The organism is Polaromonas sp. P1_F9, assembly GCF_056405615.1.
The window spans coordinates 106,856-121,370 of the sequence record NZ_JBFUBT010000008.1; the positions used below are offsets into that span (position 1 = coordinate 106,856).

13 protein-coding genes and 1 pseudogene are annotated in these 14,515 nt (G+C 63.6%); 8 read left to right on the forward strand and 6 right to left on the reverse strand.

Annotated features, from left to right (window positions below):
- Positions 1-40 precede the first annotated feature (40 nt).
- The 5 genes from AC1DYR_RS20415 to AC1DYR_RS20435 all read left to right on the forward strand — a co-directional run bounded on the left by AC1DYR_RS20415 (position 41) and on the right by AC1DYR_RS20435 (position 7,126).
- Positions 41-2,272 (forward strand): malate synthase G, encoded by a 2,232-nt coding sequence (locus tag AC1DYR_RS20415; RefSeq protein ID WP_477706712.1) that lies wholly within the window; start codon positions 41-43, stop codon positions 2,270-2,272.
- 492 nt (positions 2,273-2,764) lie between these two features.
- Entirely contained in the window at positions 2,765-5,311 is a 2,547-nt protein-coding gene (locus AC1DYR_RS20420) for a DUF1631 family protein (RefSeq protein WP_477706713.1), read from the forward strand.
- Positions 5,312-5,389: 78 nt separating this feature from the next.
- Positions 5,390-6,208: a fused MFS/spermidine synthase gene (locus AC1DYR_RS20425; RefSeq protein WP_477706714.1), complete on the forward strand. Its 819-nt coding sequence runs from the start codon at positions 5,390-5,392 to the stop codon at positions 6,206-6,208.
- Positions 6,209-6,380: 172 nt separating this feature from the next.
- Positions 6,381-6,818 carry an OsmC family protein gene (locus AC1DYR_RS20430; protein ID WP_477670701.1) on the forward strand — a complete coding sequence of 146 codons (438 nt, stop codon included), beginning with the start codon at positions 6,381-6,383 and terminating at the stop codon, positions 6,816-6,818.
- A 29-nt stretch (positions 6,819-6,847) separates the two neighbouring features.
- Positions 6,848-7,126, forward strand: coding sequence for a hypothetical protein (locus AC1DYR_RS20435; RefSeq protein WP_477706715.1), 279 nt, complete (start codon positions 6,848-6,850; stop codon positions 7,124-7,126).
- 21 nt (positions 7,127-7,147) lie between these two features.
- On the opposite strand, the gene AC1DYR_RS20440 is transcribed toward AC1DYR_RS20435, so the two are convergent.
- Positions 7,148-7,483: a hypothetical protein gene (locus AC1DYR_RS20440; RefSeq protein WP_477706716.1), complete on the reverse strand. Its 336-nt coding sequence runs from the start codon at positions 7,481-7,483 to the stop codon at positions 7,148-7,150.
- A gap of 133 nt (positions 7,484-7,616) precedes the next feature.
- On the reverse strand, positions 7,617-9,020 hold the full coding sequence (locus AC1DYR_RS20445; protein WP_477706717.1) for a zinc-binding metallopeptidase family protein: 1,404 nt from the start codon (positions 9,018-9,020) through the stop codon (positions 7,617-7,619).
- A 249-nt stretch (positions 9,021-9,269) separates the two neighbouring features.
- On the opposite strand from AC1DYR_RS20445, the gene AC1DYR_RS20450 reads away from it, so the two are divergent.
- Genes AC1DYR_RS20450 through AC1DYR_RS20460 form a run of 3 tightly spaced genes read left to right on the forward strand, consistent with a single transcriptional unit; the run spans position 9,270 to position 11,789 of the window.
- Positions 9,270-9,488 carry a 4-oxalocrotonate tautomerase gene (locus AC1DYR_RS20450; RefSeq protein ID WP_477706758.1) on the forward strand — a complete coding sequence of 73 codons (219 nt, stop codon included), beginning with the start codon at positions 9,270-9,272 and terminating at the stop codon, positions 9,486-9,488.
- Positions 9,489-9,505: 17 nt separating this feature from the next.
- Entirely contained in the window at positions 9,506-10,993 is a 1,488-nt protein-coding gene (locus AC1DYR_RS20455) for an MFS transporter (protein ID WP_477706718.1), read from the forward strand.
- Position 10,994: 1 nt separating this feature from the next.
- A complete protein-coding gene (locus AC1DYR_RS20460) occupies positions 10,995-11,789 on the forward strand; it encodes a class II glutamine amidotransferase (protein WP_477706719.1) in 795 nt (264 codons plus the stop codon).
- Positions 11,790-11,819: 30 nt separating this feature from the next.
- Here AC1DYR_RS20460 and gshB read toward each other — a convergent pair whose 3' ends face one another.
- From gshB to AC1DYR_RS20480, 4 genes and pseudogenes are all read right to left on the reverse strand, one after another.
- Positions 11,820-12,785, reverse strand: a complete 966-nt coding sequence (gene gshB, locus AC1DYR_RS20465) for a glutathione synthase (protein WP_477706720.1) — start codon at positions 12,783-12,785, stop codon at positions 11,820-11,822.
- Positions 12,782-13,230, reverse strand: a pseudogene (locus AC1DYR_RS20470) (benzoate/H(+) symporter BenE family transporter); the annotation flags it as partial. The gene gshB and the pseudogene AC1DYR_RS20470, both read right to left, overlap by 4 nt.
- Positions 13,231-13,421: 191 nt before the next feature.
- Positions 13,422-14,039 (reverse strand): DUF2238 domain-containing protein, encoded by a 618-nt coding sequence (locus AC1DYR_RS20475; protein WP_477706721.1) that lies wholly within the window; start codon positions 14,037-14,039, stop codon positions 13,422-13,424.
- On the reverse strand, positions 14,036-14,509 hold the full coding sequence (locus tag AC1DYR_RS20480) for an OsmC family protein (RefSeq protein ID WP_477706722.1): 474 nt from the start codon (positions 14,507-14,509) through the stop codon (positions 14,036-14,038). The genes AC1DYR_RS20475 and AC1DYR_RS20480 overlap by 4 nt, the downstream gene beginning before the upstream one ends.
- Positions 14,510-14,515: the final 6 nt, after the last annotated feature.

Sequence of the window (14,515 nt, forward strand, 5' to 3'; positions counted from 1 at the left end):
TTTTGACTCTTCTGATGCTTTTGAGAAAAGGGACCGCACCATGAACACAACAACCAACGCACGCACCTCCAGCCACCGCCTGCAGGTCGCTACCGGGCTTTACCGTTTCATCGAAGACGAGGTGTTGCCCGGCACGGGTGTGGCCAGCGGCGCTTTCTGGAAGGGCTTTGACGCCATCGTGGCCGATCTGGCGCCCAGGAACCTCTCCCTGCTGGCAGAGCGCGACCGCCTGCAGGCCGAGATGGACGCCTGGCACAAGGCCAACCCCGGCCCCATTGCGGACATGAAGGCCTACCGCGCTTTCCTCGAAAAAACCGGCTACCTCGTGCCTTCGCCGAAGAAGGTCACTATCACCACCGGGAATGTCGATGCCGAACTCTCCAAACAGGCCGGCCCGCAGCTGGTGGTGCCCATCCTGAACGCACGTTATGCGCTCAACGCCGCCAACGCGCGCTGGGGCAGCCTCTATGACGCGCTGTACGGCACCGACGTCCTCTCTGAAGAAGGCGGCGCCACCAAAGGCAAGGGCTACAACCCCATGCGCGGCGCCAAGGTGATCGAGTACGCACGCTACGTGCTGGACCGCACCGCACCCCTGAAGAAGGGCTCGCACATCGACTCCACCGGCTATGCCATCAAGGGCGGCAAGCTGGTTGTCACGCTCAAGGGCGGCAAGAAGGGCACGGAGACCACCACGCTGGAAGACGCAAGTCAGTTCATCGGCTACCAAGGCAAGGCATCAGCTCCATCGTCAGTGCTGCTGCAGCACAACGGCCTGCACCTGGACATCCGCATTGACCGCACAACGCCCATCGGCAAAACGGACGCGGCCGGCGTGAGTGACCTGGTGGTTGAAGCCGCCCTGTCGACCATCCTGGATCTGGAAGATTCAGTCGCGGTGGTGGATGCCGACGACAAGGTGCTGGCCTACCGCAACTGGCTGGGCATCCTGCAGGGCACGCTGACCGAAAGCGTGACCAAGGATGGCAAGACCTTCACCCGCGGCCTGAACCCGGACCGCGAGTACATCTCGCCCAAGGGCAAGCCCGTCACGCTGCACGGCCGCTCGCTGATGTTTGTGCGCAATGTGGGCCACCTGATGACCAACCCGGCTGTGCTGTACACCGCCGCGGACGGCACGACGAAAGAAATCCCGGAGGGCATCCTCGACGCCGTCGTCACCACCGCCATTGCGATTCATGACTTGAAGCGCAAGGGCAAAGCCGGCATCAAGAATTCGCGCAAGGGCTCGGTCTATATCGTCAAGCCCAAGATGCACGGCCCCGCCGAAGTCGCCCTTGCCGACGAACTCTTTCGCCGCGTCGAAAAGGTGCTGGGCCTGCCGGACAGCACCGTCAAGCTCGGCATCATGGACGAAGAGCGCCGCACCAGCGTCAACCTCAAGGCCTGCATCGCCGCCGCTTCCAGCCGCGTGGCCTTCATCAACACCGGTTTCCTGGACCGCACCGGCGACGAAATGCACACGGCCATGCAGGCCGGCCCGATGATCCGCAAGGGCAACATGAAGATCAGCCCCTGGCTCAGCGCCTACGAACGCAGCAACGTGCTGGTCGGCCTGGCCTGCGGCCTGCGCGGCCGCGCCCAGATCGGCAAGGGCATGTGGGCCATGCCCGACCTGATGGCCGACATGCTCAAGGCCAAAATCTCGCACCCGCAGGCCGGCGCCAACACCGCCTGGGTCCCCTCGCCCACGGCCGCCACGCTGCACGCGCTGCACTACCACCAGGTCAACGTGGCGGCGGTGCAGAAAGACATCGAGAAGACGGTCGACCTGAAGTCGGAAATCGCCCGCCTGCTGCCCGAGCTGCTGTTGGTGCCGGTCTCTCCCGACGCCCAATGGACGCCCGCCGAGAAGCAGCAGGAGCTGGACAACAACGCCCAGGGCATCCTCGGCTACGTGGTCCGCTGGATCGACCAGGGTGTGGGTTGCTCCAAGGTTCCCGACATCCACAACGTCGGCCTGATGGAAGACCGCGCCACGCTTCGTATTTCCAGTCAGCACATCGCCAACTGGCTGCTGCATGGCGTGGTCACGAAAGCGCAGGTCAAGGAAACCTTCGAGCGCATGGCCGCCGTGGTAGACGGCCAGAATGCCGGCGACCCCCTCTACAAAAAGATGGCGGGCAACTTCGAGACGTCAGCGGCCTACAAGGCTGCGTGCGACCTGGTCTTCAAGGGCCTGGAGCAACCTAGCGGCTACACCGAACCGCTGCTGCACGCCTGGCGGCTGAAGGTAAAAGCCGGCTTGTGAGCCGTTAAGTCCGCGGCAGGCTTGCGGGTGGCGGCTTGCGCCTGCTGTAGCCAGCGCCTGACTGGGTCAGTTTGCTACTGAATTAATAGCTGCTAGCGCAAGCTGTTATTGGCCTGGAGGCCAAATATCCCTGAAATCCGGGTGCGGCCCGCTGGCGCCGGTGTGCTCGTGGCGGATGGCTGGCGGTCAGGCGTTGATAACGCCGTGAGCTTGCCGATGTGTTGCGCCAAACTGACCTTTACAAAGGGCCGCCGATCTTGCAAAACCGGCCGCTCATCGCCATTCGCGGGATTTAAGGGCTGGTTGCGGACCGTTCCGTGACAAAAGCCCTGTAATTCATATGTATGCGTTGGAAACCAAGTGAAACACTTTGCAATTACTTTAATGAAATCGCGGTTGGCCCTTACGCTAGCGTCTCCCCCCTCTCCGGCCACAGATTGGTTGCAAGCTGGCCGGTCAATGTGATTAATACCAATTTCCCCGAACTCCTCGATGGCTTCGCAACCTGACGTCCTTCAATCCTGTCTTCAGGCGGCTGCCAAAGCAGCCCGGCCTGCGCTGGAACGGTGCATTGATGACGCCGTGGCGGGGCTGCAGATTGCCGAGTCACAAAGCCCAAAACAGGCCGAACGCGACGAACTCGCGGCGGCCTGGCGGGGACTTCAACAAAACAAGCTCGTCTGGGTCGTGCAATACCCGGCAGACCTGCTGGTGCATTTCAAGGCGAATGTGGCTGTTGCGGTGCAGGCGGTGCGCACGCCGGCAGCATCGCCAGACCAGCTCGCTGCCTCAGCCGCCGCCGCATCCAGCACCTTTGCCGCCCTGTCTTATGCCAGCTTCGCCCTCGTTGATGACGAGGACGTGTCCCAGGCCATTGAATCGTCACGGCTGCTCCAGCTGGTGCTGCCGGCGGTCGACCATGTCCTCGCCGAACTCAACAAGCTGATCAGCACCGTGCAGGGGTTGCCGAATGTGCGCCCGGAGCTCAATCCGCTGCGCCCTGAAGTGTTTGCACAAACCCTGCGCGAAATGATCACCGCAAGCAATGCGGGCCCGGCCGTCGTTTCGCTGTGGCTCAGGTATCTTGCCGAGCCTCTGGGGCGCGAACTCGGGCAGGTCTACGAACGCCTGGTTAACCAGCTCGAACTTGCCAACGTGCAGGGCGCCAGCTACCGCGTATTGCAGACCCCTGCGAGTGCAGCCCCCGGCCGTGGCAGGGGCACCGGCGGCGCAGGCTCCGGGTCGGGCGCCGGTACCGGAGGAGGAGGAGGCGGCGGTGAGGGCGGAAACGGTGGGGGCTCCGGCGAATCCGGCCGCCACCAGCCGCCCCCGCAATATGCCGACCTCTCCAACTATGAGATCCGCGACGAGCTGTTCCAGGATTTCCTGTTCCATGGCGGCAGCAACGCCCATCACGGGCTGGCGCCGTCGTATTACGAAACGGTCGAGGAAGAGCTGGTCGCCCTGCAGGAAGCGCCCGACTCTTCCGGCGCGCCGCTGGGTGAGTCGCAAGCCCCGCCCTCACATGAATACCAAAACCTGCCGGCGGTAGACCGTCCGCAGCGGATGGTCGATGAGAGCAGCCAGCTCAGCCCGCAGGTTTGGGGCTCGTACGCCCGCCCCCGCGAGCGCGCCATCGTCCGGACCCAGCTGAAGAAGGAAGCCAAGCAGGTCGGCCAGGTGCTCGGCCTGGAAGTGGTGCGCAAGCTGGTCAAACAGGTCGCGCAAGACCCGCGCCTGCTGGTGCCGGTGCGGGAAGCCATCGTGGCGCTGGAGCCTGCGTTGCTGCGCCTGGCCATGGTGGATCCGCGCTTTTTCAGCGACGAAGGCCACGCCGGGCGCCGCGTCATGGAGCGCGTGGCACAGCGCAGCTTCAAGTACAACGACGAATTCAGCCCTGAGTTCCTGGCGTTTTTTGAGCCGGTCACTCGCGCTTTCAACGGACTGAACAGCCTGACGATTGAAGATGCACAGCCTTTTGCGATGGCACTGGCCGAACTCGAATACGGCTGGGACGAGCAGGACCAGTTCGAAGCGGAGAACCGCAACAACGTGCTGCAGGCCCTGCGTTTCGCCGAAGAGCGCCAGACGCAGGCGGACCAGATCGCCTTTGAGCTGAGCACGCGCTCGGACCTGGACAAGGTGCCGGGCCTGGTGCTGGACTTCCTGTTCGGCCCCTGGGCGCTGGCCATGGCGCACGCCAGACTCTCCGATACACGCAACCAGGTTGATCCGATGGGCTTCGGTTCGGTGGTGCCTGACCTGCTCTGGAGCGTCAAGCGGGAAGTCACCCTGAAACGCCCGGCCAAACTGATCGAGATGATTCCCAGCCTTTTGGGCAAGCTGCACGAGGGGCTGGAGCTGCTGGGGCAGGACCCGCGCGAAAGCGAGCCTTTCTTCGAAGGCCTGATGATGCTGCACCGGCCCGTGCTCAAGCTGCGCCGCCTGAAGAGCCGGCGTGACGCCGAAGAATCGGGCGCCGTACCGCTGGAGCCCGAAGAAGATTCGGCCACGCCTGAACAGCGTCTTGCCAAGGCCGCCGCGCACCCTTGGCTTGCGCGCGACGACCTGGACGCCGCCGGTTTTGAAGACACCCTGCCGACCGTGCCCGGAGAACTCGCTCCGCTCGAGGAAGACGAGCCGCCGCCGATAGAACCCATGCAAGCGGCAAATGAGCCCGACTCCAGCCATCCGGAATACCTTGCCGCGGCGGCAGCCTCACCAAATGCGGTGCCCGCGATGGCTCAAAGCGAAGCTGAGCGCCTGTTGCTCAGCCTGCGTTCCGGCCACTGGGTGGATATGTACTCCAGGCGCCGCTGGCTGCGGGCCCAGCTGATCTGGGCCAGCACCAAGGGCACGCTGTTCATGTTCGTGAGCCACGGCGGCCAGCCCCACTCGATGACCAAACGCAGCTGCGAACGGCTGATCCGCGAACGCCTGCTCAGGCCGGTCGACAGCCAGGGCGTGGTGGCGCAGGCCCTGGATGCGGTCGCTTCGGAAGTCGCAACCACTGCGCAACCGGAATCCCAGCCGGTCTGAAGGCGGGGTTTCCGCACGAGGCGGCAGTTACCTGCCGCCGGATACGTGGCGGAACCCACCCGTACCGCTTAAAGCCTCATGACCTCCTGGCCCGACCTTAATCAATTTCCTGCCGCTGCTGTACCTGCAGGCCCGGCTGAATTGCAGCCGCCAGCGCATGCCCAGCCGTTTGTGCACGACGACGGAAACACCCGGTCGCTTCACTTCACGATGGGTGAACTGCAAAGCCGCATGCTGATGCACAGCCCCTGGCGCCTGGAAGTGGACTACACACTGACGATGATGGGCTTCCTGCTCTTTCGGCCAGCGCCCCTGCACATCGGAATGATTGGCCTCGGGGGCGGCTCGCTGGCCAAGTACTGCCACCGGCAGCTGCCGTCCAGCCAGATGACCGTGCTGGAGATCAACCCGCAGGTGGTGGCGCTGCGACGCGAATTCCACGTGCCCGACGATGACGCGCGTTTCCGCGTCATCGCCGCAGACGGGGCCGATTTCCTGCAGGCTGGTACCTCCCGGTTCGACGTGCTGCTGATCGACGGGTTTGACCACCAGGGGCAACCACCGGCCCTCTGTTCGCAGCGCTTTTATGACGACTGTTTTGCCGCGCTGTCGCCGGGCGGCGTACTGGTGGTGAACCTGCACTACGATGACCCGGACTATCCGCTGCTGGCGGGTCGCATTGCGCGCAGCTTCGATGGCAATTCCGTGGAAATTCTTGCCCAGGAAAAAACCAACAGCATCATTTTTGCCTCTCGCGGGGAGCCCTTTTCCGCACGCGGGCTCTCGGTGGCGCAAGCTCTTGCCGCACTGGCGGACGACGAGGGTCGGGCCCAGCTCAGGGCTGAGCTTGGGCGGATCACCTGGCACATGAAAGACCCGGGCGCAGACGACGCCTGACCGGTGCATCCCGGCTCACACCAGCTCCGGCCACGGCGGGAAGGCCTTACCCCGACGTGCGGCGCTATCCGACGGCCGGCCACAAAAAAGGCGGGCACGCTGGAGCGTTCAACATTTCATTTCACTGCGCTGCACGGATATGCCCTGCACGCGCACAAACCTGGAGAACCCCATGACTGAAAAAACCGCATCTGTTCACTGGGAAGGCCGAGGCAAAAAAGGCCAGGGCCAGATCAGCACCGACACCGCCGCGCTCAAGGCGTATCCCTACGGCTTTGGCAGCCGCTTTGAGGACGACCGCAGCGGCACCAATCCTGAAGAGTTGCTGGGCGCCGCGCATGCAGCCTGTTTCACCATGGCGTTTTCCTTTGCCTGCGACAAGGCCGGGTTCGGTACCAGCTCGGTGGACACCCGCGCCAAGGTCCGCCTGGTGCCGCAGGGCGATGGCTTCCTCATCGACCGCATTGCGCTGACCCTGGAGGCCGTGATTCCGGATATCGACGAAGCGAAGTTCCAGGAACTCGCCGAAGGCGCCAAAAAGGCCTGCCCGCTCTCCAGGGCCCTGGCCAGCGTTCCCGAGATCACCCTCGCGGCCACCCTGCGCCGATAGCTTTTCCGGCACCCAGAAAGACACCCGACATGAATCCCAGGACGAATTTTTCTTTTGAAGTTCAGTATGCCGCGCAGTCAGGCGCGGCGCAGGATGAACGCGACGGCCTGATGGGCTCGCTGGGCCCTTCGCTGCAGAAGCTGTTTGCCGCAGACGACCCTTCGGCCACCGTGACGGTGAGCGACAGCCACAAGGGCGAGGGCAACAAGATCATTGAGTTGACGACCACCCTGCAGGATCCCCAGGTCGCCGCAACACTCCAGGCGTTTTCGAAGCAGCACGGCGTGGCCGTGAGTGCACTTGAATAGCCGGCCCTGGTGCGGCCCCGCTCAGGCTTGCCACACACCGTAACCCGCTTCGCGCAGGGCAATACCCAGCTCGACTTCCATGTCGCGCGCAGCGTCGTAAGGCATGGGGTTGTACATCTCGTACAGTCGGGGCAAAAGCCGCAGGCCGAAATCACGGGCGAAACGGTTGGACTGAATGCCGGCCTTGTGTTTGTCGAAACGCACATCCGGGTCCAGCCCGGTCATGCCCACATACACAAAAGGCTTGCCCAGCTGGTAATCCGGATTGGCGCGGCGAAAGCGTGCCACGTTCCACACTTCGGGCCCAAGCTCGATCACATAGACGCTGTAGTGGTGACCTCTGGGTCGGGTGGGCATGAATGGGCGGCGTGAAGGGGTGGGCGTTGTGCCGACTTTAACGCATCGCAATTCATTCAAGTGCTATCAAAAAAATAGCTGCTTGCGCTTTCCCTTATTGGGCTACAGCTTGTTTTTGCTTGAAATTCGCGCGCTAGCCTTGCTGTTGCTGTTGCGATTCCTTTATTTCTCCGTTTTCTTCCTTATTTTCCTCTTCCCCTGATGGACTCTGGGTCTGCGTCTGTGCCTGTGTCTCATCCGGGGCCTGCTCCTGCAGCCAGCTGCCCGACGACACCACCAGGTGAATGAAATGCAGCTTCGCGACCGCCTCCGTCGGCAGGATGAAGGGATAGAAATCTGGTTGGCCCATGCTGCGCGACATCTCGTTGAGCATGGTGGTCAGCCGCGTCCAGTGGTTCAGGAAGGTGAGGAACTGTTCGGCATCCGGGTGCGCCGGCTGGTAGAGCGCATCGATCGTGAACGGCGTGAACTCCAGGTCGAAGTGATCGACGCTCAGGCCGAAACTTAAAGCGGTGTCGATCGCGTCACGCATGTGCAGGTAATGCGCCCAGCACTCGGCCCAGTCCTCCCAGGGGTGAGTACTGGCGTAGGCGCTCACAAAATGCAGTGGCCAGTCCGCGGGCGGGCCTTCGTCGTAGTTGCGCTGCAGGCTGGCCTTGTAGTCCAGGGTTTCGTCGCCGAAGAGTGCGTGAAAGCCGTCCATCCAGGCAGTGCCGGCGAGCAGGCGGTCCCAGTAGTAGTGGCCTACCTCATGGCGGAAATGCCCAAGCAGCGTGCGATAGGGCTCGCGCATGGCCTTGCGCACCGCTTCGCGCTTGGCGTCGTCGGCCTCGTCCACGTTGAGCGTGATGAGGCCGGTGTTGTGGCCCGTCATGATGTGCGGGCCGTTCACCGGCGAACGGAGGAAGTCGAACATCAGGCCGCGCTCGGTGTCTTCGCTCATGCGGGACGCCACCGGCAGCCCGAGCAGGATCAGTGCGGACACCAGGCGGCGCTTGGCCAGCTCGACCAGCCCCCACAGGTAACCGTTGTCGGGCAGGGCTGGGTCCGTCAGGTCCGGAATGGTGCGGTTGAGGCGGCAGGCGCGGCACATGTCTGCGGGGTCCTCCACCGGAACGAGCCAGTTGCAGGAGGCTGGGGTTGAGAGGTTGAGGCATCGCCTGTAAAGCGGCTCGCCGCTTTCGGCAGGCTGAGCGGGCAGTGCCTGAGTCATCCCGGCTTCCTCAACGGGTGCGGCAGGCGCAGCGCCGGGCGCAGATTCCTGGCCAGGAATATCTTCGAGCGAAGGCGGCTGCACATCGTCGGGCGGCGCGCCGGCCGGTGCGCCGGCCTGCCATTCCTGCCAGGTGCCCTCTTGCGGCCCGGGCATCAACGGCAGCAGCAGGCCGCGCTCGCAGTCATAACCCAGTGGCGTGCCGCAGGCCAGGCATTTGCTATTGCGAAAAAAAACAGGTTGCCCGCAGTGGCAACGGTAGTTGCGGCCGGCCAGCAAAGGCAGGGGTTGGTCGGTGGATCTGGATGGCGTGGTGAAAAACAAGTGGCTTGCCCGAATGAATGGTGGGCCCGCAAGGCCGAAAGCGCAAAGCACCTGGCAGGAGGACACCCGGCAGGAGAACCCAAGGGTACAGGATAGCCCGGCGAAGCCTCCGGCGCCCGGCGCCAACACCTGTCACGCTGTCAGTGGAGGCCGACAAAACAAGGCCGGCCTCTTGCTTTTATCATCGGGTATCAGACATGTTTGCGGGCCAGTTGACCGGACACCCGTAAAACCCTGTGTTCAACCCGCATCAACCACCACACCTCAGAGGACACCATGCCCACTTACCACGTCGAAATGATGGAAGGCCGGACCATCGAGCAGAAGAAAAAGCTCGTCGAGGCCATTACCCGTGTCAGCGTCGAAATTCTCGGCGGCCAGCCTGACTCTGTGGACATCCTGATCACCGACATCAAGCGCGAAAACTGGGCGACCGGCGGCAAACTCTGGTCCGAGCCGAGAGACTGACGACGGACACCCGGGCCATGCCCGCATCCCTTGCCGGCCTGCAGGCGCGCCACGGTCCGCGTTACCGGTGGTTGCTCCTGCTGTCCGTCATGATCGGCACGATGGCTTCCATCATGTCGTCGACCATCGTGAACGTGGCGATTCCCGACATGAGCCACTACTTCACGCTGGGGCAGGAGCGCGCGCAGTGGGTGAGCTCGGGCTTTATGGTGGCCATGACGGTCTCCATGCTGACCACGCCCTGGCTGCTTTCGCGCTACGGTTATCGCCGCACCTATGTGGGCACCATGGTGCTGCTGATGGCCGGCGGCGTTGTGGGCGGTCTGGCCAACAGCTTTGGGCTGGTGCTGGGTTCGCGCGTGGCCGAGGGCCTGGCGGCCGGTGTGGTGCAGCCGATTCCCGCGATCATCATCATGCGGGCCTTCGGGCCACACGAGCAGGGGCGCGCCAGCGGCCTCTTCGGCATGGGCGTGGTGCTGGCGCCGGCGCTGGGCCCCAGCGTGGGCGGTGTGCTGGTCGACCTGTTTGGCTGGCGCTCGATTTTTTTCATGGTGGTGCCGTTGTGCCTGGTGTCGCTGTGGATGGCTTACCGCTACGTGCCCGACACCGCCCCGGGTGGCGTGGAGCCCAACCGCAACGGCGCGATGATCGATTGGCGCGGCCTGCTGCTGGGCGCGGTGGGCACGCTGTGCCTGCTCAACGGCATGGTCGAGCTGCACGGCGCCGGGCGCGCGCATGCCTTCGTATTGCTGGGCGCCGCGCTGGCGGCGCTGGCCGCATTCATCTGGTGGCAACGCCGCCTGGCGGCTTCGGGCGGTGCACCGCTGATGAACCTGGCGCTCTTTGGCTACCGGCCTTTTGCCATGGGCAGCATCGTCGCTTTCATATACGGCACCGCGCTGTTTGGCTCCACCTACCTGCTGCCGGTGTACCTGCAACTGGGCTTGAATCTCTCGGCCTCGCACGTCGGCACCATCCTGTTGCCCGCGGGCCTGGTGTTGGCCGCCACGATTGCGGGCGTGGGCCGGCTGGCGGACAAACACCCGACCTGGCTGCTCGTCAGCATCGGCCTGGCCTTGCTGGCAGCCTCGTTCGCGTTGATGCTCACGGTGAGCCTGGCCTCGGGCCTGTGGATGCTGGTGATGTGGGCGATGCTGGGCCGCATCGGGCTGGGCTTCATCCTGCCTTCGCTCAACCTGGGTTCCCTGCGACCCCTGCATGAGCATCTGCTGTCGCAAGGCTCGAGCGCCATCAACTTTTTGCGCATGCTGGGCGGCGCGATCGGCGTGAGCCTGTGCGGCATCGTGCTGGAGTGGCGGCTTGCGGTTCATGGCGACTCGCTGGCCAACGCCACCAGCAGCCCGGCGCGGCTGGCTGCTTTCAATGAAGCCTTCCTGATGCTGGCCGCCTTGTGCGTGCTGGCCGTGGTGGCCGCATGGCAGCTTCGCGTGCCGGCTCCCGCCCAGCCTGACAACTTACCGGATAACAAGCAGGAAGGGGACTGACATGTGCCAACTTCTCGGCATGAACTGCAATGCCCCAACGGATGTGACCTTCAGTTTCAGGGGCTTCGCGCAGCGGGGCGGCCACACCGACCACCATGCCGACGGCTGGGGCATCGCTTTTTTTGAAGGTGACGACAGCGTGGCCGGCGGCAGCGATCGCGGCCTGCGCCATTTTGTCGACCACCAGCCGGCCTGCAGTTCACCGGTGGCCGAGCTGATCAGCCGCTACCCGATCAAAAGCCGCAACGTCATCTCACATATCCGCAAGGCCACGCAGGGCCGTGTCGCGCTGGAGAACTGCCACCCCTTTGTGCGCGAGCTGTGGGGCCGCTACTGGGTGTTTGCGCACAACGGCGACCTGAAAGATTTTTCGCCCCGCCTGCACGGCAGCTTCCGGCCCGTCGGCACCACCGACAGTGAGCGCGCTTTTTGCTGGATCATGCAGGAGATGGCCAAGTCGCACGCGGGCGTTCCCAGCGTGCAGGAACTGAGCATCACGCTGCGTGAGCTGGCGGCGCACATCGCCACCCACGGCACTTTCAACTTTTTGCTCAGCAACGGTCAGGCCTTGTGGGCGCACGCTTCGACCAACCTCTATTACGTGGAACGCAAGCACCCCTTTGCGCATGCCACGCTGAGCGACGAGGACGTGAGCGTGAACTTTGCCGAGCACACCAGGCCGACCGACCGCGTCGCCGTGGTGGTCACGGCGCCACTCACTACCAATGAAACCTGGACCTCATTTACGCCCGGGGAGCTCAAGGTGTTTGAAGGCGGCGCACTCATCGCTGCCTGACAGGCGTAGCCCGCCCGTGTGATCGGGCTGTCAGGCGCCGGTTGTCGTGACAGCCTGTTCCAGTGCATCAATGAACATGGCCGCCACGTCAAAGCCGGCCTGATCGTGAATTTCCTGGAAACAGGTCGGGCTGGTGACATTGATCTCGGTCACATAGTCGCCGATCACGTCGACACCGGCCAGCAGCAGGCCGCGTGCGGCCAGCACCGGGCCCAGCGCTTCGGCAATTTCAAAATCCCGCCTTGAGAGCGGCTGCGCCACGCCCACGCCGCCGGCCGCCAGATTGCCGCGCACTTCGCTGCCTTGGGGAATGCGCGCCAGGCTGAAAGGAACCGGTTTTCCCCCGATGACCAGCACGCGCTTGTCGCCCTTGACGATCTCGGGCAGAAATTTCTGCACCATCACGCTTTCGGCGCCATTCTTGTTCAGTGTTTCGGTGATGCTGCCCAGATTCAGGCCGTCTTCCTTCACGCGGAAGATGCCCATGCCGCCCATGCCATCCAGCGGTTTGAGGATGATGTCCTTGTGCTCGGCGTGAAAGCGCTTGATGTCGGCCGCGCTGCGCGTGACCAGCGTCGGGCCGCTGAATTGCGCGAATTCGAGAATGGCGAGTTTTTCAGGATGGTCGCGCAAGGCGGCAGGCTTGTTGAAGACCCTGGCGCCTTCGCGCTCGGCCTGCTCCAGCAGGTGCGTGCTGTAAAAGTATTCACTGTCAAAAGGCGGGTCCTTGCGCATGACCGCCGCATCAAAACCCGCAATGGCTTCGCGGCCGTCGGGACGGGCGGCATCGGCCGTGAACCATACATCTGCGTCGCCTGTCAGCGTGATGTGGCGCACCTGGGCCGTGACTTTCGCGCCGGTCTCCCAGCTCATGTCGGCCGGCTCGCAAGCGCTGATGCGGTGCCCGCGCCGCTGCCCCTCCCGCATCATGGCGAAGGTGGTGTCCTTGTAAATCTTGAATGATTCGAGCGGATCGGCAACAAAAAGAAGGTTCATGGTGTGGAGCGTGTCCCTGGGTTTGGCGCCGCCCCGGAGCGGGCTTCGCGGCGCTGTTGGCCGTATTGTTGTACAAAGAGCGCAATCGCGCCCGCGACGACACCCCAAAAGGCCGAGCCTACGCCGGCTATTGCGACGCCCGACAAGGTGACGGGAAAAGTGATAAGCGCCGCTTCCCGGTACGATTCATCCTTCACCGCCGCGGCCAGGCCGTTGCCGATAGCTCCCAGCAGCGCCAGTCCGGCAATGGCCACGACCAGCTCTTTCGGAAAAGCTGTCAGCAGGCCGGTGATCGCCGCGCCGAATATGCCGATCGCAATGTAAATAGCGCAACAAACGGCCGCGGTGTAGCGCCTGGCCGGGTCTTCATGCGCTTCCTCACCCGTGCAGGTGGCTGCCGTGATGGCGCTCAGTTGAGGGCAAACGCGCCAAAAGGCGCCATCACCTGCGACGAAGCCCGCGGTGAAGGCGGCGAGTTTGAGGTCTTTGTAAAATTGCATTGGGGGATTCTGGCCGGGTTGGCACCCAGGGCATGAGGTCGCAAGAGGAAGAACCGCCTTCCAGATGGATCCCATCCGTGCGCTATGAATTCAATAGCGGCTTGCGCCCGACCCAATTGCCCTGCGGCCAAAATTCCTACAAACCCGACAGCTTGCGCATTTGCCGGTCATGCCACCGGCCCAGCAGCGTGATCGCCACCGCAGCTCCGATCAAGGCCATGAACATGTCCGACTGCGTGTCCCAGGGGTCCCCCTGGGTTCCCAGAAATTCATCCGCGCCCTGACCCAGCGCCAAGGCCGCCCACCACTCCACCAGTTCATACACCGCGCTGATGGCCATGGCCACGCACACCGACAAAAACCCCGCCATGCGGCGGCTGCCCAGGTAGCCGCGCTGCAGCAATACCTCGCGCGCCACCATCGCAGGCACCAGCCCCTGCATGAAGTGGCCGACCTTGTCGTAAGGGTTGCGGCCCAGGTGAAACATGTCCTGCAGCCAGAAACCCGGCGGCACCCTGGCATAGGTGTAGGCGCCACCCACGATCAGCACCAGCATGTGCAGCGCAATCAGCACATACAGCAAGGTCGTCAGCGGGTAGCGCCGGCCCGTGGCCAGCAGTACCGGTGCGGCGATGACGGCGGGCGCCACCTCGAGCATCCAGGTGCCCCGGTCATACGGTGCCATACCCGACCACACCAGCGCGGCCAGTACCAGCAGGCCGAGAGCGACCAGCAGCGGCCTGCGGTCAGTCATGCGTCGCCATGCACAGGCTCGCAGCGCACATCGGTTTTCACCGAGTTCGCGATGAAGCAGGCGTCGTGCGCCTGATGGTGCAGCTTGTCGATCTCGGCGCGTGTTGGCATGCGTTCACCGGCAAACGCCACCTCGGGCCGCAAGGTGACGGTGGTCATGGCGATTTTTCCTTCCGCATTCTTTTCCATCACGCCGCTGGCTGCATCAAAGTAGCGTGTCACGGAAAACTTGCGTTTGGCTGCGATCGACAAAAACCACAGCATGTGGCAGCTCGACAGCGAGGCGACGAATGCCTCTTCCGGGTCCATGGCCGATGCGTCCGACATCGGCAGGGGCACCACATGCGGTGAGGAAGAGCCCGGCACTTCGAGGCCGCCGTCGAAGCGGATCAGGTGCCTGCGGCTGTAGCGGTTTCCCGGGAAATCGCCCCCATTGATTTCCCACAAAACCTCTGCCGTGTAAGTCGACATGGCCGC